General features: G+C 65.6%; 13 protein-coding genes. 6 read left to right on the forward strand and 7 right to left on the reverse strand.

The window, feature by feature from the left end:
- Positions 1-109 precede the first annotated feature (109 nt).
- Together XH83_RS02500 and XH83_RS02505 are read right to left on the reverse strand one after the other, a co-directional pair.
- Complete coding sequence (locus tag XH83_RS02500; protein WP_194405522.1) at positions 110-2,557, reverse strand: adenylate/guanylate cyclase domain-containing protein; 2,448 nt, start codon at positions 2,555-2,557, stop codon at positions 110-112.
- A 249-nt stretch (positions 2,558-2,806) separates the two neighbouring features.
- Positions 2,807-4,894 (reverse strand): AsmA family protein, encoded by a 2,088-nt coding sequence (locus XH83_RS02505; protein ID WP_194405523.1) that lies wholly within the window; start codon positions 4,892-4,894, stop codon positions 2,807-2,809.
- A gap of 259 nt (positions 4,895-5,153) precedes the next feature.
- On the opposite strand from XH83_RS02505, the gene XH83_RS02510 reads away from it, so the two are divergent.
- A complete protein-coding gene (locus XH83_RS02510) occupies positions 5,154-5,828 on the forward strand; it encodes a Crp/Fnr family transcriptional regulator (RefSeq protein WP_063198283.1) in 675 nt (224 codons plus the stop codon).
- Between the two features lie 50 nt (positions 5,829-5,878).
- Here XH83_RS02510 and XH83_RS02515 read toward each other — a convergent pair whose 3' ends face one another.
- The 4 genes from XH83_RS02515 to XH83_RS02530 all read right to left on the reverse strand — a co-directional run bounded on the left by XH83_RS02515 (position 5,879) and on the right by XH83_RS02530 (position 12,474).
- Positions 5,879-9,028, reverse strand: a complete 3,150-nt coding sequence (locus XH83_RS02515) for an efflux RND transporter permease subunit (protein WP_194405524.1) — start codon at positions 9,026-9,028, stop codon at positions 5,879-5,881.
- Positions 9,028-9,957 carry an efflux RND transporter periplasmic adaptor subunit gene (locus tag XH83_RS02520; RefSeq protein WP_194405525.1) on the reverse strand — a complete coding sequence of 310 codons (930 nt, stop codon included), beginning with the start codon at positions 9,955-9,957 and terminating at the stop codon, positions 9,028-9,030. The genes XH83_RS02515 and XH83_RS02520 overlap by 1 nt, the downstream gene beginning before the upstream one ends.
- 159 nt (positions 9,958-10,116) lie before the next feature.
- Positions 10,117-10,800 carry an OmpA family protein gene (locus XH83_RS02525; protein ID WP_194405526.1) on the reverse strand — a complete coding sequence of 228 codons (684 nt, stop codon included), beginning with the start codon at positions 10,798-10,800 and terminating at the stop codon, positions 10,117-10,119.
- Positions 10,801-10,947: 147 nt separating this feature from the next.
- Positions 10,948-12,474 (reverse strand): caspase family protein, encoded by a 1,527-nt coding sequence (locus tag XH83_RS02530; RefSeq protein WP_194405527.1) that lies wholly within the window; start codon positions 12,472-12,474, stop codon positions 10,948-10,950.
- 367 nt (positions 12,475-12,841) lie between these two features.
- Between XH83_RS02530 and XH83_RS02535 the strand changes: the two genes are divergently transcribed.
- On the forward strand, positions 12,842-13,648 hold the full coding sequence (locus XH83_RS02535) for an N-acyl homoserine lactonase family protein (RefSeq protein ID WP_194405528.1): 807 nt from the start codon (positions 12,842-12,844) through the stop codon (positions 13,646-13,648).
- A 51-nt stretch (positions 13,649-13,699) separates the two neighbouring features.
- Here the strand turns inward: XH83_RS02535 and XH83_RS02540 are convergent, their stop codons facing one another.
- Positions 13,700-14,242 carry a MarR family winged helix-turn-helix transcriptional regulator gene (locus XH83_RS02540; protein ID WP_194405529.1) on the reverse strand — a complete coding sequence of 181 codons (543 nt, stop codon included), beginning with the start codon at positions 14,240-14,242 and terminating at the stop codon, positions 13,700-13,702.
- A 110-nt stretch (positions 14,243-14,352) separates the two neighbouring features.
- Here XH83_RS02540 and XH83_RS02545 point away from each other — a divergent pair, with 110 nt between their 5' ends.
- Genes XH83_RS02545 through hmgA form a run of 4 tightly spaced genes read left to right on the forward strand, consistent with a single transcriptional unit; the run spans position 14,353 to position 18,553 of the window.
- Complete coding sequence (locus XH83_RS02545) at positions 14,353-15,969, forward strand: FAD-dependent oxidoreductase (protein WP_194405530.1); 1,617 nt, start codon at positions 14,353-14,355, stop codon at positions 15,967-15,969.
- A gap of 8 nt (positions 15,970-15,977) precedes the next feature.
- Positions 15,978-16,202 carry a DUF2783 domain-containing protein gene (locus tag XH83_RS02550; RefSeq protein WP_194405531.1) on the forward strand — a complete coding sequence of 75 codons (225 nt, stop codon included), beginning with the start codon at positions 15,978-15,980 and terminating at the stop codon, positions 16,200-16,202.
- A 45-nt stretch (positions 16,203-16,247) separates the two neighbouring features.
- Positions 16,248-17,204 (forward strand): MBL fold metallo-hydrolase, encoded by a 957-nt coding sequence (locus XH83_RS02555; RefSeq protein ID WP_194405532.1) that lies wholly within the window; start codon positions 16,248-16,250, stop codon positions 17,202-17,204.
- A gap of 2 nt (positions 17,205-17,206) precedes the next feature.
- The gene (gene hmgA, locus XH83_RS02560) at positions 17,207-18,553 is read left to right on the forward strand and encodes a homogentisate 1,2-dioxygenase (RefSeq protein ID WP_194405533.1); all 1,347 of its coding nucleotides are present in this window, start codon (positions 17,207-17,209) and stop codon (positions 18,551-18,553) included.
- Positions 18,554-18,557: the final 4 nt, after the last annotated feature.

Raw genomic sequence — 18,557 nt, forward strand, 5'->3', positions numbered from 1 at the left:
TTGAGGCCGTAGCCCGGATGGAGCGACGCGCAATCCGGGACTTCTGTCGATTGTGGCACTCCCCCGGATTTCGCGTCGCTCCATCCGGGCTACGATGCCGCTGCAGCCGCTATCCCCGCATCCGCACCGCGGCCGCGTCCACCACGTTGTCCGCCTCCTCGTGCCAGCTCAGGATCTCCATCGCCAGCACGGGGTGGTTGAAGCCCTTGAGCTGGAGATCGTCGAGCGGCTGCGCTTCGACCCAGGGCTCGACCATGCCGTAGACGCGGCGGCTCACCACGATCTGGTTGGGCTTGGCCTCGCCGCACAGGCGCGAGGCGAGGTTGGTGACGCTGCCGATCGCGGCATATTCCAGCCGCTGCTCGAAGCCGACCTGGCCGAGCGTGGCATAGCCGAGCGCGATGCCGATACCGAAGCCGAGGCTGTGTCCGCGGTTGCGCCAGCGCTCGGTGAGGGGACCGATGGTGTCGCGCATCTCCACCGCCATCTTCACGGCGCGCCTGGTGTGGTCCTCGAACTGGATCGGCGCGTTGAACAGGATCATCACGCCGTCGCCGGCATATTTGTCGAGCGTGCCCTCGTATTTGAAGATCAGCTCGCCGAGCGCTGCGTGATACTCGCGCAGCACGTTCATCGCCTCTTCCGGCTCGGTCGCCTCCGTGAACGCGGTGAAGCCGCGCAAATCGCAGAACACCACCGTCACCTCGCGGCGCTGGCTGGTGAGCAGTCCCTCGGGGCTGTCGGAGGAGGCGATCAGCTGCGCCACCTGCGGCGCCAGGAAGCGCTCGAGCTTGCGGATGCGCTCGATCTCGCCGAGCTGGGTCTGGACCCGCTCCTCCAGCGACTTGTTCCAGTCCTTCAGCTGCTCGGTTTGCCTCCGCAGCTGGTCGGCTTGCGCACGGACGGTCTCGTTCGCCGCCCCGAGCTCGCGGCCCTTGTGATCGACCTCGGTGAACAGGCGCGCATTGCGCATCGCCAGCACGGCCTGGTTGGCGAAGGTGCGCATCAGGCCGATGATGCTAGGTGCGAACTCGCCGCCGGCGCGGCGCAGCACCACAAGCGAGCCGAGCGTGCCCTGCTGGTCGACCAGCGGCACCACAAGCACCGAGTGGAAGCCGGCCGCGAGCGCGACCTCGCGCAGCGGCTGCTCGGCGGCCTGTTCGAGATCGGCCAGCGCGATCGGCTCGCCGCTCCCAGCGGCATCGCTCAGGATGTTCTCGCCGTCGTCGATGGTGACATGCGCGCCGTCGGCGGATTTGTCGATGCCGCCGGCCTCGACCAGGTTGAAGCGGCGCCGCTCGGCATCGAAGCCGTAGATCAGCACGGCATCGGCATGGGTGATCTCGATCGCGCGCGCGGCGATCGTCGACAGCACGGCGTTGAGATCGAGCGAGGCGGCGAGCGCGCGGCCGACCTCCTCCAGCACCTTCAGCTCGTTGATGGACTGCGCGAGGTCGCGCGTGCGCTCCTCGACCTTGGTCTCCAGGTTCGAATAGGTCTCCTGGATCTGGCCGGCCATCCGGTTGAACTGACCGGCGAGGTCCTCCAGCTCGTCCGAGGTGTGCACGTCGATGCGGTGACTGAAATCGCCTTCGCCGAGCAGTTGCGCGCCATCACGCAGCGCCGTGATCGGGATGATCATGCGGCGGGCGAGCAGCGTGCCGGCGAGGATCGCGACCATCAGGCCGATGCCGATCAGCAGCGCGATGCGCACCAGCTGGTCGCGGATCGGCATCAGGGCCTGCGTGGTCGGCTGCTCGAACAGCACGCTCCAGCCGAGCTTGGGCACGGTGCTCGCGGCGCTCATCACCGAATGCCCGTTGAAGTCGGTGCCCGTGCTGTCGCCCTCGTGGCCGGGCGCGATCGCGGCCGCGACCTGCGGCAGCTTCGACAGATCCTTGCCGACCTCGGGGCCCTTCGAGGACGTCGCCAGCACGCGGCCGCGCGGATCGACCACATAGGCGAAGGCGGCCTTGCCGACCTGCGCGTCGGACAGGAAGTCGGAGAGAAAGCCGAGATCGATCTCGGCCACGGTGACGCCGGCATTGAAGCCGGAATGCGCCACCGAGATCGACATCAACGGCGTGCCGCCGGCGAACCAGGCCGGCGCATAGCTGACGCCGCGGGCAACGGTCTCGGTAAAGCGGATGTCGCGGGAAAGGTCCGCGTTGCTGCCGGTCGTGGTCGACTGGCGCGAGACGCGCAGCACCTCGCGGCCTTCGCCATTGAGCTGGAACAGCTGGTTGACGACAGAGACCTGGTGCAGCAGCGACGCATAGTCGGCGCGGCGCTTCTCGAGCGTGTCCTGGCTCGCCCGCGTCACCCAGCTGATCTGGCGATCGAGCTCGGAGATCGACTGCTCGATGCGCCGGGCGGCGCTCTGCGCCTTGTCCTCCAGGCCGTCGGTCAGCTGTGTCTTGGTGGCGCGGTAGGAGATCCAGGTCTCCATCGCACCGTTGACGGCGAGGACGAACACGACGAGGCCGACGAGGGAGACGACGTATTTGGCGAACAGGCCCCCGCGCAGAGATCGTGTCTTGTCGTTCGCTCCTGCCATCCCGATCCTCTCGCGCCGCCATCGACGCCGGCGCTACGGGCCGTAGGCCCTGCGGGGCCGTTCTATCACAATTTGGGCCAAAGGACCGCCGCGCGGCCGGGCCGACTGGCCGGATTGGTTACCCGCTGTGGGCGCCGGGGGCAGACGGACGGGGCTGAATTGTCGCAGCCTCATCCGTTCGGAGGAAGCCGGGGGCGGGGAGGCTGATGTAAGGGGATTGCCCTGGAGCCCAGCCCGCCAATCCGCCCATCACCGGTTAAAGAGTTGCCGCAGCACGTCGTTCATTGGCTGACTGTCCTGCTGCGCGACCGGCGGGTCGTCCATAGCGGGGGGCGCGGGCGAGGCCTGCGGCGCCGGTGTGGAGGGTGTCGCCGGCAGGCTGCGGCTGCGGCCACTGCCTGGCGCGGCGCCGGTGCTGCTTCCCGCGCCACTCGACAAGCCCTGCTGGATCAAATTGCCGATCGCCGCCCCCAGCGGCCCGCCGAGCAGATCATTCTGCCCCGGCTGCTGGGCCTGCGGATTGGCAGTGCCGGCGGGATTGCCGCCCGGCGCGGCGGCTCCGCCAAGACCAAGATTGCTACCGAGGCTGCCCAGGATATTGCCGAGCCCGGCGCCGTCGGGGCCGAACAGGCCCTTGCCCATCTCGCGCAGCTTGGCATAGGCGGCGTCCGGATTGTCCAGCATGCCGGCCATGTCGGGGTAGATCCGCGGCTGCGACCAGGAGCCCTGGATCATCACGGGAATGCCGAAGCCGACCGGTTCGTTGGCGCGGCCCTGGCCCTCGGTCGTCATCACCAGCTTCGGCTCGACGCGAAAACCCATCATCTTGGTGTCGAGCGCGATGGTGCCGGCGCCGGTGACGCGCACCAGCGGACCGATCAGGTTGAGATCGGTGGTGACCGCCTGACCCTTGTCGATGCGGAACGAGGCCGAGAGCTGCGACAGGTCCGTGCTCTGCTCTTGACCGGGGCTCTGGTTGGAGCTCTGGTTGTCTTGCCAGCCGGACAGCGTGCCCGATGTCAGCGAGCGGATCATCTGCGCGACATTGATGCCGCGAATGGCGCCGTCCTGGAAATTGACGAAGGCGGTGCCCTGCATGTTCGCCATCAGCGCGCGCTGGCTGGTGCCGGCGCTGCGCAGCGCGAGCTTGGCCTGCAGCTTGCCGTCGATGCGGTCGAATTCGGCAAGGCCCTGCAGCAGCGGCAGCGCGCGCACGCCGACGAGGTCGGAGTGCATGGCAAAGCTCGGCGCGCCCGTGGTCGCATCGAGGATCACTTCACCCGAGACCTGGCCGCCATAGGCGCCGAGATTGGCGGTGCCGGCCTTCAATACGCCGCCGGCGAGTTTGGCATCGAGCGCCAGCGGTGCGATGCGGGCATCGCCGATCACGGCCTCGTTCGCGGAGATCCTGATCTGGGCATCGACATAATTGAGCCCGGACACGTCGATTGGCGCATTGCTCCAGGGCTGCCCGGACGTCCCCTGCGGCGATTTCGCCAGCGGAACCGACAGCCGCTGGAAGTCGAGATCGACCTTCACCAGCGGCTTGCTCGCAATGTCGACCGACGCCCAGCCGTTGAAGGCGCCGTCGCCGAGCCTGCCATTCACGCCGTTGATCATCACGAGATCACCGTTCAGCCGCATCTCGGCATGGCCTGTGAGCTGGGACTTGAGCACATCGGGCATGTCGATGGCGAAATCCACCGGGATCGTCGGCCGGTCGGCCGGCGGCGCCGGCGTCGTCGCCTTGATGTCGAACTTGGTCGGGTGCTCGCCGACGCGCGCGGTGCCGGTGATGTTGACCTTGCGGTCGCGGCCCACGACCGCGTCCGCGTTGATGGCGCTGATGCGGCCCTCGACACGATCACGCACGCGCGTGAACGCGACTTCGCCGTCGGTGACCTTGACGCGGGCGATCGAGGCGCCGTTGGCATCGATCGCGAGCGGCTTCGACGCGCCTCCCGCATTTGGCAGGCGCTCCCGCAGCAGCGGCTGGTAGAGCACGGGATGGGTGACGATGAGCTCGCTGATGTCGGGGCGGCCCGACCACACGCTGGAGAGCGACATGTCGGCCTGCACGCTGTCGATCGTCAGGCGCGTGATGCCGCTGCGATCCCGGGGGTCGGCAAGCGTGAGGTCGTTCAGGGTGACGTTCAGCGTCGGCCACAGGCTGATCTTCGTGGTGCCGTCGATCGACAGCCGATAGCCGGTCGCACTCTCGACGCGCGAGGCGATCGTCGAGCTCAGGAAGCCCGATGGGATCCCGATCACCAGCAGGAGCACGATCACGATGATGACGGCGGACAAAGCCGCGCCGGCGAATTTCACTACTCTCATCTCGACTTTCCAGCGACGGCCAATCGGCGTCGAATCCCGCGGATGACCGTCCTTTGCACCCGTCCTTTGCGCCGGAGTTTATCCCCGGACGGGAAGCGGCTCCAAGCGCGTAAAAATAGTCAGGGGGTGCTGCAAAGTTATGTGACTTATGACACACTTCCCCGGCGCGGTTTTACGCGATCCTGACGGTGATGATTTCAAGCGATTTGCCGAGACCACTGACAAGACACCTGACCTGGACGTTCACAAGGACATTGAAATGAGCAAGCAGGCCGAATTTGCGGTCATTCTGAAGATGAACGCGATGTTCGCGGATCTCGGTACAGACGAGCTCCAGCGGCTGTCCAATCTCTGCCACACCCAGCATCTGGGCAATGGCGAGGTGCTGTTCCAGAAGGGCGATCCCGGGGACGCGCTGTTCGGCGTGCGCCGCGGTCAGGTCCGCATCGAGACCGGCGCCTCCGACGGCAGCCGGCTCACGCTCAATTTCATGGGACCGGGCGACCTGTTCGGCGAAGTGGCCGTGCTCGACGGCCAGAACCGCACCGCGGATGCGACCGCGGGCGAGGCCAGTGAATTGTTCGTACTGCGGCGCGAAGATTTTCTCGCCTTCCTCGAACGTGAGCCGAAGGTCGCGATCAAGATCATCGCACTGCTGTGCCAGCGCATCCGCTGGCAAAGCGAGCGCATGGAAGAATCCATGCTGCAGCCGCTGCCGGTGCGCCTGGCGCGACGGCTTTGCGCGCTCGCCGCCGATTTCGGCTCCGAGGTGCACATCTCGCAGGAACAGCTCGGCGTCTTCGTCGGCGCCGCCCGCGAGAGCGTCAACCGTCAGCTCCAGGCCTGGCGCAAGGAAGCGATCTTGGATCTCCAGCGCGGCCGGATATTGCTGAGGAACATGACCAAGCTGACGGCGATCGCGCGGAACGAGTAGGGCTTTAACCGCTCGTCTTCCTCCAGTGCACGAGCGTGGCCTTTTGAATCCTATTCCGCCGCAGGATGCACGATGGTCTTCGGCGCCGGCCCCGCTTCTGCAGGGGCCGCTCCGTGATGCCCGGTGACCTCGGCGTCCTCGCTGTGCACGATCAGCCGCTTGGCGAAGCGCCAGATCAGGGCGCCGAAATCGTCCATCACCATGAACATCGCGGGCACGAACACCAGCGACAGGATGGTGGAGAAGATCAGGCCGCCGATCACCGCGAGCGCCATCGGCGAGCGGAACTCACCGCCGGCGCCGACCGCGAGCGCGCTCGGCATCATGCCCGCGGCCATCGCGATCGTGGTCATCACGATCGGGCGGGCGCGCTTCATGCCGGCGTCGATCATAGCCTCGTCGCGCGGCTTGCCGGCGTGAATGGCTTCGATCGCGAACTCCACCAGCATGATCGCGTTCTTGGTGACGATGCCCATCAGCATCAGGATGCCGATCCACACCGGCGTGGTGAGCTGCTTGCCGGTGAGGAGCAGAGCCGCGATGGCGCCGCCGATCGAGAGCGGCAGCGAGAACAGGATGGTGATCGGCTGCAGGAAGGTGCCGAACAGCAGCACCAGCACCGCGTAGACCATCATCAGGCCGGCCGTGATCGCGGTGGCGAAGCCGTCGGACAGCTCGTTCAGGCTCTCGGCGTCGCCGGAGGGCGAGACCTTCACGCCCTTTGGCCGGCTCTTCATCACCGGCAGATCGTAGATCTTCTTGGTGGCGTCGCCGAGCGCGGCCGAGCCGACGAGATCGGCGGCGACCGTCGCCTGCCGCTCGCGGTCGTAGCGGTTGATGCTGGTCGGACCCTGGTCGAGCTTGACGTCGGCGATGACCGAGAGCGGCACGCCGCCCTTCTCGCCATGCTCGCCGAGCGGCACGCGGAGCTGCTCCAGCGTCTTCAGATTGCCGCGGGCGGCGTCCTCGAGCTGCACGCGGATCGGCACCAGGCGGTCGCCGACGTCGAATTTGGCGAGCGCGGGCCCGACATCGCCGATGGTGGCGACGCGGATGGTCTGCGACAGGCTTTCGGTCGAGACGCCGAGCCGCGCGGCGAGATCGGCGCGCGGCTCGACGCGCAACTCGGGCCGCTCCAGCGTGGTTTCCGAGATCACGTTGGAGATGGTCGGAATCCGCTTCATCTGCGTCGCGAGCTCGCTCGCGAAGTTGTTGACGATGTTGGCGTCGACGCCTGTCACGACCAGCGAGATGGCGCGCAGGCCGTTCTCGTCGAGGAACCAGAAGCGGATGTCGGGGATGTTCTCCAGTTCCTGGCTGATCGAGAACTCCAGCTCGCGCTGGGTGATGTCGCGGGCATCCTTGGGCGTGTAGTTGATGATCAGTGCGGCGCGCCGGACTTCTTGCGTACCCGGCGGGACGCGCCCGCCGTCGACGAAGATGCTCTTCACCTCGGGCCGTTTGCGCAGGCGCGCGACGATGTCCTCGGTGACCTTTTCGGTGTAGGCGAGCTGGGTGCCCGGCGGCAATTCGAGGGCCATCAGCGAACGCGCGCTGTCCTGCGCCGGCAGGAAGCCCTGCGGCAGCAGCGTGATGCTCCAGATCGAGGCGGCGAACACGCCGAAACCGATCAGCACCGTGATGAAATAGTGTCTCACCGACCAGGCGACGATGCGGTGATAGGACCGCAGGATGCGCCCGGGCGGCGGCTCCTCGTGATGGCCATGCTTGAGGAAGTAGGCGGCCAGCACCGGCGTGACGAAGCGCGCGGCGAGCAGTGAGAAGAACACCTGCACCGAGACGGTGATGCCGAACTGCTTGAAGAACTGTCCGGCGATGCCCGACATGAAGCTCGCGGGCGCGAAGATCGCGATGATGGTCAGCGAGATCGCGATCACGGCGAGGCCGATCTCGTCGGCGGCCTCGAGCGCGGCGCGATAGGGCGATTTGCCCATGTTCATGTGCCGGACGATGTTCTCGATCTCGACGATGGCGTCGTCGACCAGGATACCCGTCGACAACGTGATGGCGAGGAAGCTGACGAGGTTCAGCGAGAAGCCGAGCAGGTCCATCGCCCAGAACGCCGGGAAGATCGACAGCGGCAGCGAGATCGCGGCAATGATGGTGGCGCGCAGGTCCCGCAGGAACAACAGCACGATGACGACGGCGAGGATGGCGCCCTCGAACAGGGTCGAGATCGCCGCGTGGTAATTGCCGTTGGTGTATTCGACCGAGGTGTCGATCACCTTCAGGTCGACGTCGGGATAGGATGCCTTGAGCGCGTCGACGCGCTTCTGCACGGCCTCGGCCACCTTGACGTCGCTGGCGCCCTTGGAGCGCTTGATGCCGAGCGCGACGATCGGCTCGCCGTTGAAGCGGGCGAAGGTGCGGCGGTCCGCGATGGTGTCGGTGACGGTGCCGAGATCGTCGAGCCGGACCTCGCCGCCGCCGAACAGCGGGATCATGGTGCCGGCGAGGTCGCTCAGCGTCTTGGCGCCCGCGAGCGTGCGGATCGCCTGGTCGTTCTTGCCGATCTCGGCGCGGCCGCCGGCGACGTCGACATTGGTGCCGCGCAGGCTCTGGCTGACATTGACCGCGGTCAGCCCCATCGCCTGCAGGCGGTCGGGGTCGAGCGAGACGAGAATCTCGCGCTCGACACCGCCGATGCGCTCGACCTGCGCGACGCCGCGCACGCCTTGCAGCGCGCGCTTGACCACGTCGTCGACGAAGTACGAGAGCTGCTCCGGCGTCTTGCCGGGCGAGATCGCGGCGTAGGTGACGATCGGCAGGCCGATCACGTCGACGCGCTGAATCAGCGGCTCGGTGACGTTCTGCGGCAGGTTGGAGCGCACGCGCGTCACCGCGTCCTTGACGTCGTTCAGGGCGCGGTCGGTGTTGGTCTCCAGCGCAAACTGGATCGTGGTGACCGACACGCCGTCGGTGATCTGTGAGGTGATGTGCCGCACGCCTTCGACGCCGGAGACCGCGTCTTCGACCGTCTTGGTGACCTGGGATTCAAGCTCGGCGGGTGCCGCGCCGAATTGCGAGACCACGACCGAGATCACGGGAATGTCGGCCGACGGCAGCCGTGTCACCGCGAGCTTGGTGAAGGAGACCCAGCCGAGAATCAGCAGGATGATCGAGAAGACGACCGACGGCAGCGGATTGCGGATCGACCAAGCCGAGATATTGAGAGCCATCAGCGTACCCGCGTGCGATCGAGTTCATCGGCGAACATGGTCTTGATCTGGTCGCCGTCGTGGAGGGACGAACCGGCGTCGGCCACGACGATTTCGCCGACGTCGAGGCCTTCCAGAATTTCGGTGGCGCTGTCGGACGACAGTCCGACCCGCACCTTGCGCGTCTCGATCGTGTTGCCCTTGACGACCTGAATGGTGAGATGGTCGATCGCGGTCTTGGGGATCGAGACGCCGCAGCTTCGCTTGGCGTCGATCGAGGCGCGCGCGAACACGCCGACCTTCAGCGAGGGATTGTTGGTGACGCTGATGCGGACGCGGCCGAGCTGCGTGGCGCGGTCGATCTCGGGCGCGACCAGCCGGACCCGGCCGATCAGGTCGGGTGCGTCGTCGCGGCTGATGCGCACGGTGGCGCCGGAATTGAGCTTGGGCATGTGCACCGCCGGGACCTGGGCATCGAGCTCGATCTCGTTGTTGACGGCGATGCGGAACATCGGGCCGGCCTGCGGCGAGGCCGGCGCGCCGACGATGGTGCGGACTTCGGTGACGAGGCCCGGCGCAGGCGCCTTCAGCGAAATCGGACCTTGCGGGCCGGGTCGCTGCGGCTGGCCCGGGATCTGCGGCGGCGCGGTGAGGCGCGCCAGTTCCTGATTGTCGGCGACGATTGCGCCCTCGGTAACCAGGAGGTCGGTGACCTTGGAGCCTTCCTGGTCGGCGATGACCACGGCCTCGCGTCGCGGCACGAAGAATCCGGTCACGCGCACGAGATCGGAGAAGCAGGCATTGGTCGACTTCGTCACGATGACGAGCGCCTCGCTTTGCGTCTCCTTCGGCTCGGGGCGCTTGCGATGCTCGAACAGGTAATAGCCGACGCCGAGCGCGACGACGAACACCACGGTTCCGGCGGGCTTGAGATATTGGGAGAGATTCATCGCCGGATCATCCTGGCCGGGCTCACGGCCGTCCGCACGAGGCCCATGAAAAGCGTTTCCCTGAAACGAAGCGGCGTCCCGCAAGGCTGCGGGACGCGCGTTGGAAGCGAGACGTTACACCACATCACGACTTGTCACTGCAAAAGGATTACGTCGTGCTCACTTCGATGCGGTGGTCTTGTTTTCCATATTGACGACCTGCACGCGGCGGTTGGCCTCCGCCATCGGCTGGCTCGGGTCCTTCAGCTTGCTCTTGCCGTAGCCGACGGTGACGAGGTCGGTCGCGGAGATGCTGTACTTGTCGACGAGGTAGCGCTTGATCGCATCCGCGCGACGTTCCGACAGGTCCTGGTTGTAGGCTTCGCCGCCGGCGGCGTCGGTGTGGCCGGCAACCACGAAGGTCGAGCCCTTGAGGTCGGGGCTGGTCAGCGCGCGGCCGAGCGCCTGCACTGAGGGCATCGACTTGGCGCTGATATTGGCCGAGTTGTAGTCGAAGGTGATTTCGAGATCGATGTTCGGCTTGTCCTTGGCGACCGAGGCGATCTCCTCGCGCTCGGTCGACGACAGCGAACGCGTCGAGCGGCCGCGCACGGACTGGATCAGCTTGGTCTCCGCCGCGTTCGGTGCGGGGTCGGCCTGCGGGGCGATCGAGAGGCCGCGGGTCAGGGGTTTCTTCTGCGCCGGCGCCAATGCGCGGACGATGTCGTCCTCGGTGACGTTCTTGCTGTTGCTTTCCTCGCCCGCGTAGGCGGACGAGGCCGGCAGCGACAGGGCGGCGCCAAGAGTTACAGCAAGAGTGATGACGGACAGGATCGCGGTAAGTCCCTTTGCAACCGATTTCATAACCAGTCCCTCCTGCGCGGCCAGTTCGCGCGGTTCGAAAATTTCAGCAATGAGCCCCCCTGAGAAGGCCGCCTGCGGCATCCGTTGGTTAGTCTTCCCTGGGCCACCAAGGGTTCGAGGCGACGCCTGCCTCAACTCAAAAAAATACTAGCGCACTCCGTAGCTTGCGAATTCCTGAACGATGTTCGGATCCATCGCCTTGGCATTGGCGATATCGAGCGCCCCTTCCTGGGCGGAGCCGTTGCGCTGCTTGGCGAGGCCGCGTCCGTAGAGCGAGGAGGTCAGGCGCGGATTGATCTTCAGGGCCGCGTCGAAATCGGCGATGGCGTTCTTGACCGCGCCCGACTTGAGGTTGACGAGCCCCCGGCTGTCCAGCGCATCGACGAAGTTCGGCCGCAACCGCAGCGCTTCGTTGCAATCCTTCAGCGCGCCCTGGAGATCGCCGACAACGGTGCGGGTCCAGCAACGGTTGTTCAGCGCCTCGACATCCTTCGAATTGATCCGGAGGGTGTCGTCGAAATCCTTGATGGCGAGATTGTAGGCGCCCTTGCTGGCATAGACCTGGCCGCGCCGGTACAGCGCGTTCACGTCATCCGGATTGGTCGCAATCTTGGTGGTCAGGCTCTTGATCGTGGGATCGTCGGCCAGGGCCGCAGCACTCGGCCCGCTGTCCGTGCTCGGCGCCGGAGCGGTATCGATCGGTTTGACCGGCGGGGGCGGTGGCGGCGGGGGCAATGCAGCCTCGACCTGCGGCTTCGGCGTCGGGGCCGGCGGAGCTGGAGGTGCGGGGGCCGCGGCGGTGTCGGCCGGCTTCGGCGGCGGAGGCGGCGGGGCGGGCGGTGCCGGTGGCGGGTTGTTGGCGACGACCGGCGGCGGAGCGGGGGGCGCGGGCGACGCGCTCGGTGCCGGACGCGATCCGCCGGCTCCCGGACTGAACGAGAAATCCTCGGCCAATGAAGAGGATATCCACGGCACCTGCTCGCCGCGCGACGCCCTGGTGACGCCCATCTTGGTGCGGTTTAGCGTCTCCTCGGCCATCAGGTCGGGAACGCGGATTTCCTTCAGCAGCTCCTGGACGAACAGGCTGTGATCGCCGCCGGCGTCCGAGACCACCGAGGCCAGCGCCGCCGAATACATCACCAGCGTGCCGTTCGGCGCGATGACCGGGGTCAGGCCGGCCGAGAAGCTGCGGAACCGGCGCTCGAACGGATTGCGCCTGGAGGCGTCGATCAGCGCGATCTTGACGCCGGCGCCGCGGGTGTTGAGCTCGCCGAGGACCGTCTCGAGGCTGAACCCATCGCGGCGCACGTCGGATTCGGTCCAGATCTGCGCATCGATCGGCAGCATGTAGCTCTGGCGTGCCGACTGGATGCCGAAGCCGCTGAAGAACACCAGCGCCACCGAACCCGGCTTGACCTTGGCGTAGAGCTTGTCGAAGGCGCGGCGCATGCCGTCGCCGGTCAGATTCTCGCCGATCTCGACCGCAAAGCCGTCGCGCTTGAGCTCGTCGGCGACGTCGCGCGCATCGTTGATCGGTTCCTTCAGCGGGGCATCCGCGTCCGGATATTTGGCATTGCCGATGACCAGCGCAAAACGGTCACCGGCCGCAAGCGAGGGGGCAGTCGGGACGAGCGAGACGAGCAAGGGCAGAAGAAAAAAGAAGCGAATTTTCATAATCAGCGCGGTCCAGCCAAAAAGGCGCCGTTCCAGCTTGCGCCGCGGCGACCTTAACTTACGCTTCAGGCATTATCAAACCAGGGACGGGGGGCGTCAACCGCTTGGAGATACGGCGTTATCGCGACGATTGACCGCAACGCAAGGGTGCGCCGCAAGGGAATAAAAGGGTTTGTCATGGGCTGTGCTCGACGCGATCCTGTTGGCAGCACGTTAGGGCAACCAAGCCGATGAAAATGTGAGGGGTCTCACATTGAAGGGGCGCCTGCCGTTGCGCCGCGCGCAAGGTTTGACCTTTGCTGCGGACAATGGCTTGCTGCGCAGCGTCGTCCCGTAAAGACGCCCTCAGAAAAGCAAAGCAAGAACCATGGGAAACGCCTACGAGATCTACGCCCTGCGCTATGCGACCATGTCGCCGCGCACCCCCAGCATGAACTTCCTGGCGCCCGATCCGCATGACAGCGCGGCGCAGGACCTCGACTATTTCGTCTGGCTGATCCGCGGGGGCGGCCGCGACATCCTGGTCGACACCGGCTTCAATGCCGAGGAGGCGAGCGCGCGGGCGCGCAAGCTGACGCTCAATCCGGTCGACGCGCTGGAGCGCTTTGGCGTCGCGGCGTCAAACATCCGCGACGTCATCGTGACGCATCTGCATTATGACCATGCCGGCAATCTCGATCGCTTTGCGAATGCGCGCTTCCATCTCCAGGAGCGCGAGATGGCCTATGCGACGGGACGCTGCATGTGCAACGGCCTGCTGCGACATCCGTTCTCGGTCGAGCACGTCACGCAGATGGTGCGCCATGTCTATGGCGAGCGCGTCACTTTCTATTCGGGCGACGGCGAGGTCGCGCCCGGCGTCACCGTGCACCGTGTCGGCGGCCATTCCGACGGCTTGCAGGTAGTCAAGGTCGAAACCGCGCGAGGACCGGTGGTGCTGGCGTCCGATGCCGCGCATTACTACGCCAATCTGCAGCGCCGCAGCCCGTTCCCGATCGTCTACAATGTCGGCGACATGGCGGTGGGTTGGGAGACGATCGAGCGCCTCGCCGGCCATCCCGATCGGTTCATCCCCGGCCACGACCCGATCGTGACCGAGATCTATCCGCGGGCCAGCGACAAGGTCGATGCCTGGGCGCTGCATTTGCCGCCGTCGCGGTCGTTTGCGAAATAGGAATTGTCATTCCGGGGCGCGCGTAGCGCGAACCCGGAATGACGAAAAAAGCTAATACGCCTGCTTCGCGTCGGCCTCTTCGCTGGTCTGGATCAGATCGAGGCTCTGCTCGATCTTGCCGAGCAGCATCGAGAGCTGCTTGCGCTCCTGCGCGGAGAGACAGGCGAGGATCTCGTCTTCACGCCGCAGCAATTGCGGGAACAGCTTCTCGTAGAGCGCGCGGCCCTTCATCGTCAGTTGCAGACGGAATTCGCGGCGGTCGGCTTCGTTCTCGACCCGCTCGATCAGATCCTCGTTGAGCAGCGTGGTCACCGCGCGGCTGATAGTGGATTTGTGCGTGCGGGTGCATTGCGCGATGTACTGCGCGCTGCAGGCATCGTTGCGGAACCCGAGCGTGGCGATCACGCGCCAGGCCGGGATGTCGAGGCCATGCCGGTCCTGATATTCGACCGAGAGGGCGGAACTGACTTCGGCTGCGAGCCGGTTGAGGCGAAACGGCACGAACTTGAACAGATCGAGTCGGGCCTTTCGCCGGCCTGAGGCCTCATCGGCCTCGCGCGTCTTCACTGCGATATCGCCAGATGTCCTCGCCAAGGAGAGCGCTCCGAATTTCAGTTGACGGCCGGCCGGCTCCGGTCCAAAATAGTTGCACGTGAGACTATCTAGCAGATCGCTGCTCTCCTGACCATAGCCGAGGTTCGCGTATGGCGCAGGCCAATCCGCATCAAGCCAAAGCCCAGTTCGGCTATCGCCGCCATCCCGACCAGGACCGCGACGGCCAAGGCACCGCCGAGCATGCGGTCGTCATTGTCGGCGCCGGCCCGGTCGGGCTGTCGCTGGCGATTGATCTCGCCCAGCGCGGCCAGCGCGTCGTTCTTCTGGATGACGCCGACCGCATCGGCGAGGGCTCCCGTGCGATCTGCTTCTCGAAACGGTCGCTGGAATATTGGGACCGGCTCGGCGTCGGTGACCGCATGGTCGCCAAGGGCGTGGTGTGGAGCGTCGGCCGCATCTTTCATGGCGACTCGCAGCTTTATCAGTTCAACCTGCTGCCCGAAGACGGCCACAAGCGGCCTGCCTTCATCAACCTCCAGCAATATTACGCCGAGGCCTATCTGGTGGATCGCGTCAGCGATCTTCCGGAGATCGACCTGCGCTGGCGCAACAAGGTGACGGCGCTGGAGCAGCGCAACGATTCGGTGGCGCTGACGATCGAAACGCCGGAGGGCGCCTATCGTCTGCACGCGCAATATGTCGTCGCCTGCGACGGCGCACGGTCCTCGCTGCGTCAGATGGTCGGCGCCGAATTCGCGGGCCAAGTGTTCGAGGATCAGTTCCTGATCGCCGACGTCAAGATGACGGCGGAATTCCCGACCGAGCGCTGGTTCTGGTTCGATCCGCCGTTCCATGCCGGCCGCTCCGCGCTGCTGCATCGGCAGCCCGACGACGTCTGGCGCATTGACCTCCAGCTCAATCGTTACGCTGATCCCGTGGTCGAGAAGAAGCCTGAGAACGTGCGGCCGCGGATCGCGCGCATGCTCGGTCACGACAAGTTCGAGTTCGAATGGATCTCGCTCTATAAATTCCAGTGCCGGCGGATGGATCGTTTTATCCATGGCCGCGTGCTCTTCGCCGGAGATTCCGCGCATCAGGTCTCGCCGTTCGGTGCCCGCGGCGCTAATTCCGGGCTCGAGGACGCCGAAAATCTGTCCTGGAAGCTCGACCGTGTGCTGCGCGGCATTTCGCCCGCGCGCCTGCTCGAAAGCTACCATGCCGAGCGCAGCATGGCGGCTGACGAGAACATCCGCGAATCCACCCGTTCGACCGATTTCATGGCGCCGAACTCGCATCAGGAAGCGCGGCTGCGCAAGGCGGTGCTGTCGCTCGCCAAGGAGACCGAGTTCGGCAAGCGCATGGTCAATGGCGGCCGGCTGTCGGTGCCGTGCAGCTACGATTCGCCGCTGTCGTCGCCGGATGCCGATGTGTGGGACGGCGGGCCGCCTCCCGGCTGCTCCATGCTCGACGCGCCGGTTGCCGAGCAGACCTACCTCACGGATGCCTTCCGCAAGGGCGGAACGGATTTCACCTTGCTCTCGTTCAGCAATGGCAGAGCGATTGATGTGCCCGATGGCGTCAAGACCATTCGTATCGGCGGCGAAGGCGGGCTTGCCGATCCCACGGGCCTTGTTGCAAAGCGCTATGACGCCGCGCCCGGCACCGCCTATCTGCTCAGGCCCGACGGCTATGTCGCCGCGCGCTTCCGTCATCCGACCGGCGAGGCGATTGCAGCGGCGTTGTCGCAGGCCCAGGGTCTCAATTGAGGTTTCGCATGCCGTTGTCCACCAGCTCCAATTTCGCGCGCCCCGACGATGCCTTTCGCGCCATCGTCGAAGCGCATCGCGGCCTCAGCGACGAGCAGAGCGCCGATTTCGATGCGGCGCTGGTGCTGATCCTCGCCAACCATATCGGCGACATCGACGTGCTGCGCGAGGCGATCGGGCTCGCGAAGCGCCGCATGATCGACGGCCAGCAGCAACAACAGCAGCAGCAATAACGCTGAGAACTCCAAGAACTCAAAGCAAAGCTCAAAGGACTGATGATGGCGAAGAACTTCGCATCCACCGGCGATCTCGCCGAAAAGAAGATCACCTTCTCCGAGATCGGCACCGATCTCTATGCTTTCACCGCCGAGGGCGATCCGAACACCGCCGTGATCGTCGGCGAGGACGGCTGCCTGGTGTTCGACGCGCAGGCGACGCCGGCGATGGCGAACAAGGTGATCGAGCGCGTCAAGGCCGTCACCGACAAGCCGATCAAATATGTCGTGCTGTCGCATTATCACGCCGTCCGCGTGCTCGGGGCCTCCGCCTATCACGCGCAAGGCATCGTCGCCTCGCAGGAGACCTATCGGCTGATCGAGGAGCGCGGCAAGCAGGATTGGGATTCCGAATATGGCCGCTTCCCGCGCCTGTTCCAGGATGCGCAGAGCATCCCCGGCCTGACCTGGCCGACGCTGACCTTCGAAGGCGAGATGTCGATCTATCTCGGCAAGCGCGAGGTGCGGCTGATGCAGTTGGGGGCCGGCCACACCTCGGGCGACATCGTCGCCTGGGTGCCGGATGCCGAAGTCATGTTCTCCGGCGACCTCATCGAATATCACTCGGCCTGCTATTGCGGCGATGCGCATCTACGCGAATGGCCGCTGACGCTGAACGAGATACGTAATTTCAATCCCAAGGCGATCGCGCCGGGGCGCGGCGACGCGCTGAAGGGCACCGCGACGGTACGCGAGGCCATTGCGATGACGCGCGACTTCGTCACCTCGCTCTATGGCGCCGCCGAAATCTCGGTCGCCAAGGGCCGCAGCTTGAAGGAATCGATGGCGGCGACGCGCGAGGTGATGGATCCGAAATTCCACAGCTTCGCCATCTACGAGCACTGCCTTCCGTTCAACGTGTCGCGCGCCTATGACGAGGCGTCGGGGATCGACGATCCCGTGATCTGGACCGACAAGCGCGACCAGGAGATGTGGGCCGCCCTGCAAGGAGGAGGATAGTCATGAACATCAACACCTCGCCCGATCAGATCATCCGCAGCTCGGCCCAGGTCACGCCGGGCTACATGTCCGGCTTCGGCAACAGCTTCGAGACCGAGGCGCTGCCGGGCGCGCTGCCGATCGGGCGCAACTCGCCGCAACGCTGCGCCTACGGGCTCTATGCCGAGCAGCTCTCCGGCTCGCCCTTCACCGCGCCGCGCGGCACCAATGAGCGCTCCTGGCTCTACCGCATCCGTCCCTCCGTGAAGCATTCCGGCCGCTTCGAGAAGATCGATGCCGGCCTGTGGCGCTCGGCGCCGTGCCATGAATATGATCTGCCGATCGCGCAGATGCGCTGGGATCCGACGCCGTTGCCGAAGGATGAGGTGACCTTCGTCCAGGGCGTGCAGACCATGACGACGGCGGGCGACGTCAACACGCAGGCCGGCATGGCGGCGCATGTCTATCTCATTACCAAATCGATGGTGGACCAGCACTTCTACAATGCCGACGGCGAGCTGATGTTCGTGCTGCAGCAGGGCAATCTTCGCCTCGTCACCGAATTCGGCCGCATCGACGCCGAGCCCGGCGAGATCGTGGTGATCCCGCGCGGCGTCAAGTTCCGCGTCGAGATTCCGAGCGGGCCGGCGCGCGGCTATCTCTGCGAGAATTACGGCGGCGCCTTCACGCTGCCGGAGCGCGGGCCGATCGGCGCCAATTGCCTCGCCAATGCCCGCGACTTCCTCACGCCCGTCGCGCATTACGAGGACAAGGACACGCCGACCGAGCTCTACGTGAAATGGGGTGGCGCGCTGTTCAAGACGCAGCTCGCGCATTCGCCGATCGACGTCGTCGCCTGGCACGGCAATTACGCGCCGTACAAATACGATTTGCGCACTTTCTCCCCTGTCGGCGCGATCGGCTTCGACCATCCCGATCCCTCGATCTTCACGGTGCTGACCTCGCCCTCGGAGACCGCGGGCACCGCGAATATCGACTTCGTCATCTTCCCCGAGCGCTGGATGGTGGCCGACAACACCTTCCGTCCGCCTTGGTATCACATGAACATCATGAGCGAGTTCATGGGCCTGATCTACGGCGTCTATGATGCCAAGCCGCAAGGCTTCGTGCCCGGCGGCATGAGCCTGCACAATTGCATGCTGCCGCACGGCCCCGATCGCGACGCCTTCGAGCATGCCAGCAATGGCGAGCTGAAACCGGTGAAGCTGACGGGGACCATGGCCTTCATGTTCGAGACGCGTTACCCGCAGCGGGTGACCGCGCATGCGGCGAATGCGTCCACGCTGCAGGATGACTACGCGGATTGCTGGAAGGGCCTGGAGAAGAAGTTCGATCCGAGCAAGCCGTAGCGTT

This window comes from Bradyrhizobium sp. CCBAU 53351 (assembly GCF_015291745.1).
In the GTDB taxonomy this organism is placed as follows: domain Bacteria; phylum Pseudomonadota; class Alphaproteobacteria; order Rhizobiales; family Xanthobacteraceae; genus Bradyrhizobium.

Excerpts from the sequence above, each read along its gene's own strand:
- XH83_RS02500 (WP_194405522.1), bottom strand. The coding sequence starts at position 2,557 with ATGGCAGGAGCGAACGACAAGACACGATCTCTGCGCGGGGGCCTGTTC.
- XH83_RS02505 (WP_194405523.1), bottom strand. The coding sequence starts at position 4,894 with ATGAGAGTAGTGAAATTCGCCGGCGCGGCTTTGTCCGCCGTCATCATC.
- XH83_RS02510 (WP_063198283.1), top strand. The coding sequence starts at position 5,154 with ATGAGCAAGCAGGCCGAATTTGCGGTCATTCTGAAGATGAACGCGATG.
- XH83_RS02515 (WP_194405524.1), bottom strand. The coding sequence starts at position 9,028 with ATGGCTCTCAATATCTCGGCTTGGTCGATCCGCAATCCGCTGCCGTCG.
- XH83_RS02520 (WP_194405525.1), bottom strand. The coding sequence starts at position 9,957 with ATGAATCTCTCCCAATATCTCAAGCCCGCCGGAACCGTGGTGTTCGTC.
- XH83_RS02525 (WP_194405526.1), bottom strand. The coding sequence starts at position 10,800 with ATGAAATCGGTTGCAAAGGGACTTACCGCGATCCTGTCCGTCATCACT.
- XH83_RS02530 (WP_194405527.1), bottom strand. The coding sequence starts at position 12,474 with ATGAAAATTCGCTTCTTTTTTCTTCTGCCCTTGCTCGTCTCGCTCGTC.
- XH83_RS02535 (WP_194405528.1), top strand. The coding sequence starts at position 12,842 with ATGGGAAACGCCTACGAGATCTACGCCCTGCGCTATGCGACCATGTCG.
- XH83_RS02545 (WP_194405530.1), top strand. The coding sequence starts at position 14,353 with ATGGCGCAGGCCAATCCGCATCAAGCCAAAGCCCAGTTCGGCTATCGC.
- XH83_RS02550 (WP_194405531.1), top strand. The coding sequence starts at position 15,978 with ATGCCGTTGTCCACCAGCTCCAATTTCGCGCGCCCCGACGATGCCTTT.
- XH83_RS02555 (WP_194405532.1), top strand. The coding sequence starts at position 16,248 with ATGGCGAAGAACTTCGCATCCACCGGCGATCTCGCCGAAAAGAAGATC.
- hmgA (WP_194405533.1), top strand. The coding sequence starts at position 17,207 with ATGAACATCAACACCTCGCCCGATCAGATCATCCGCAGCTCGGCCCAG.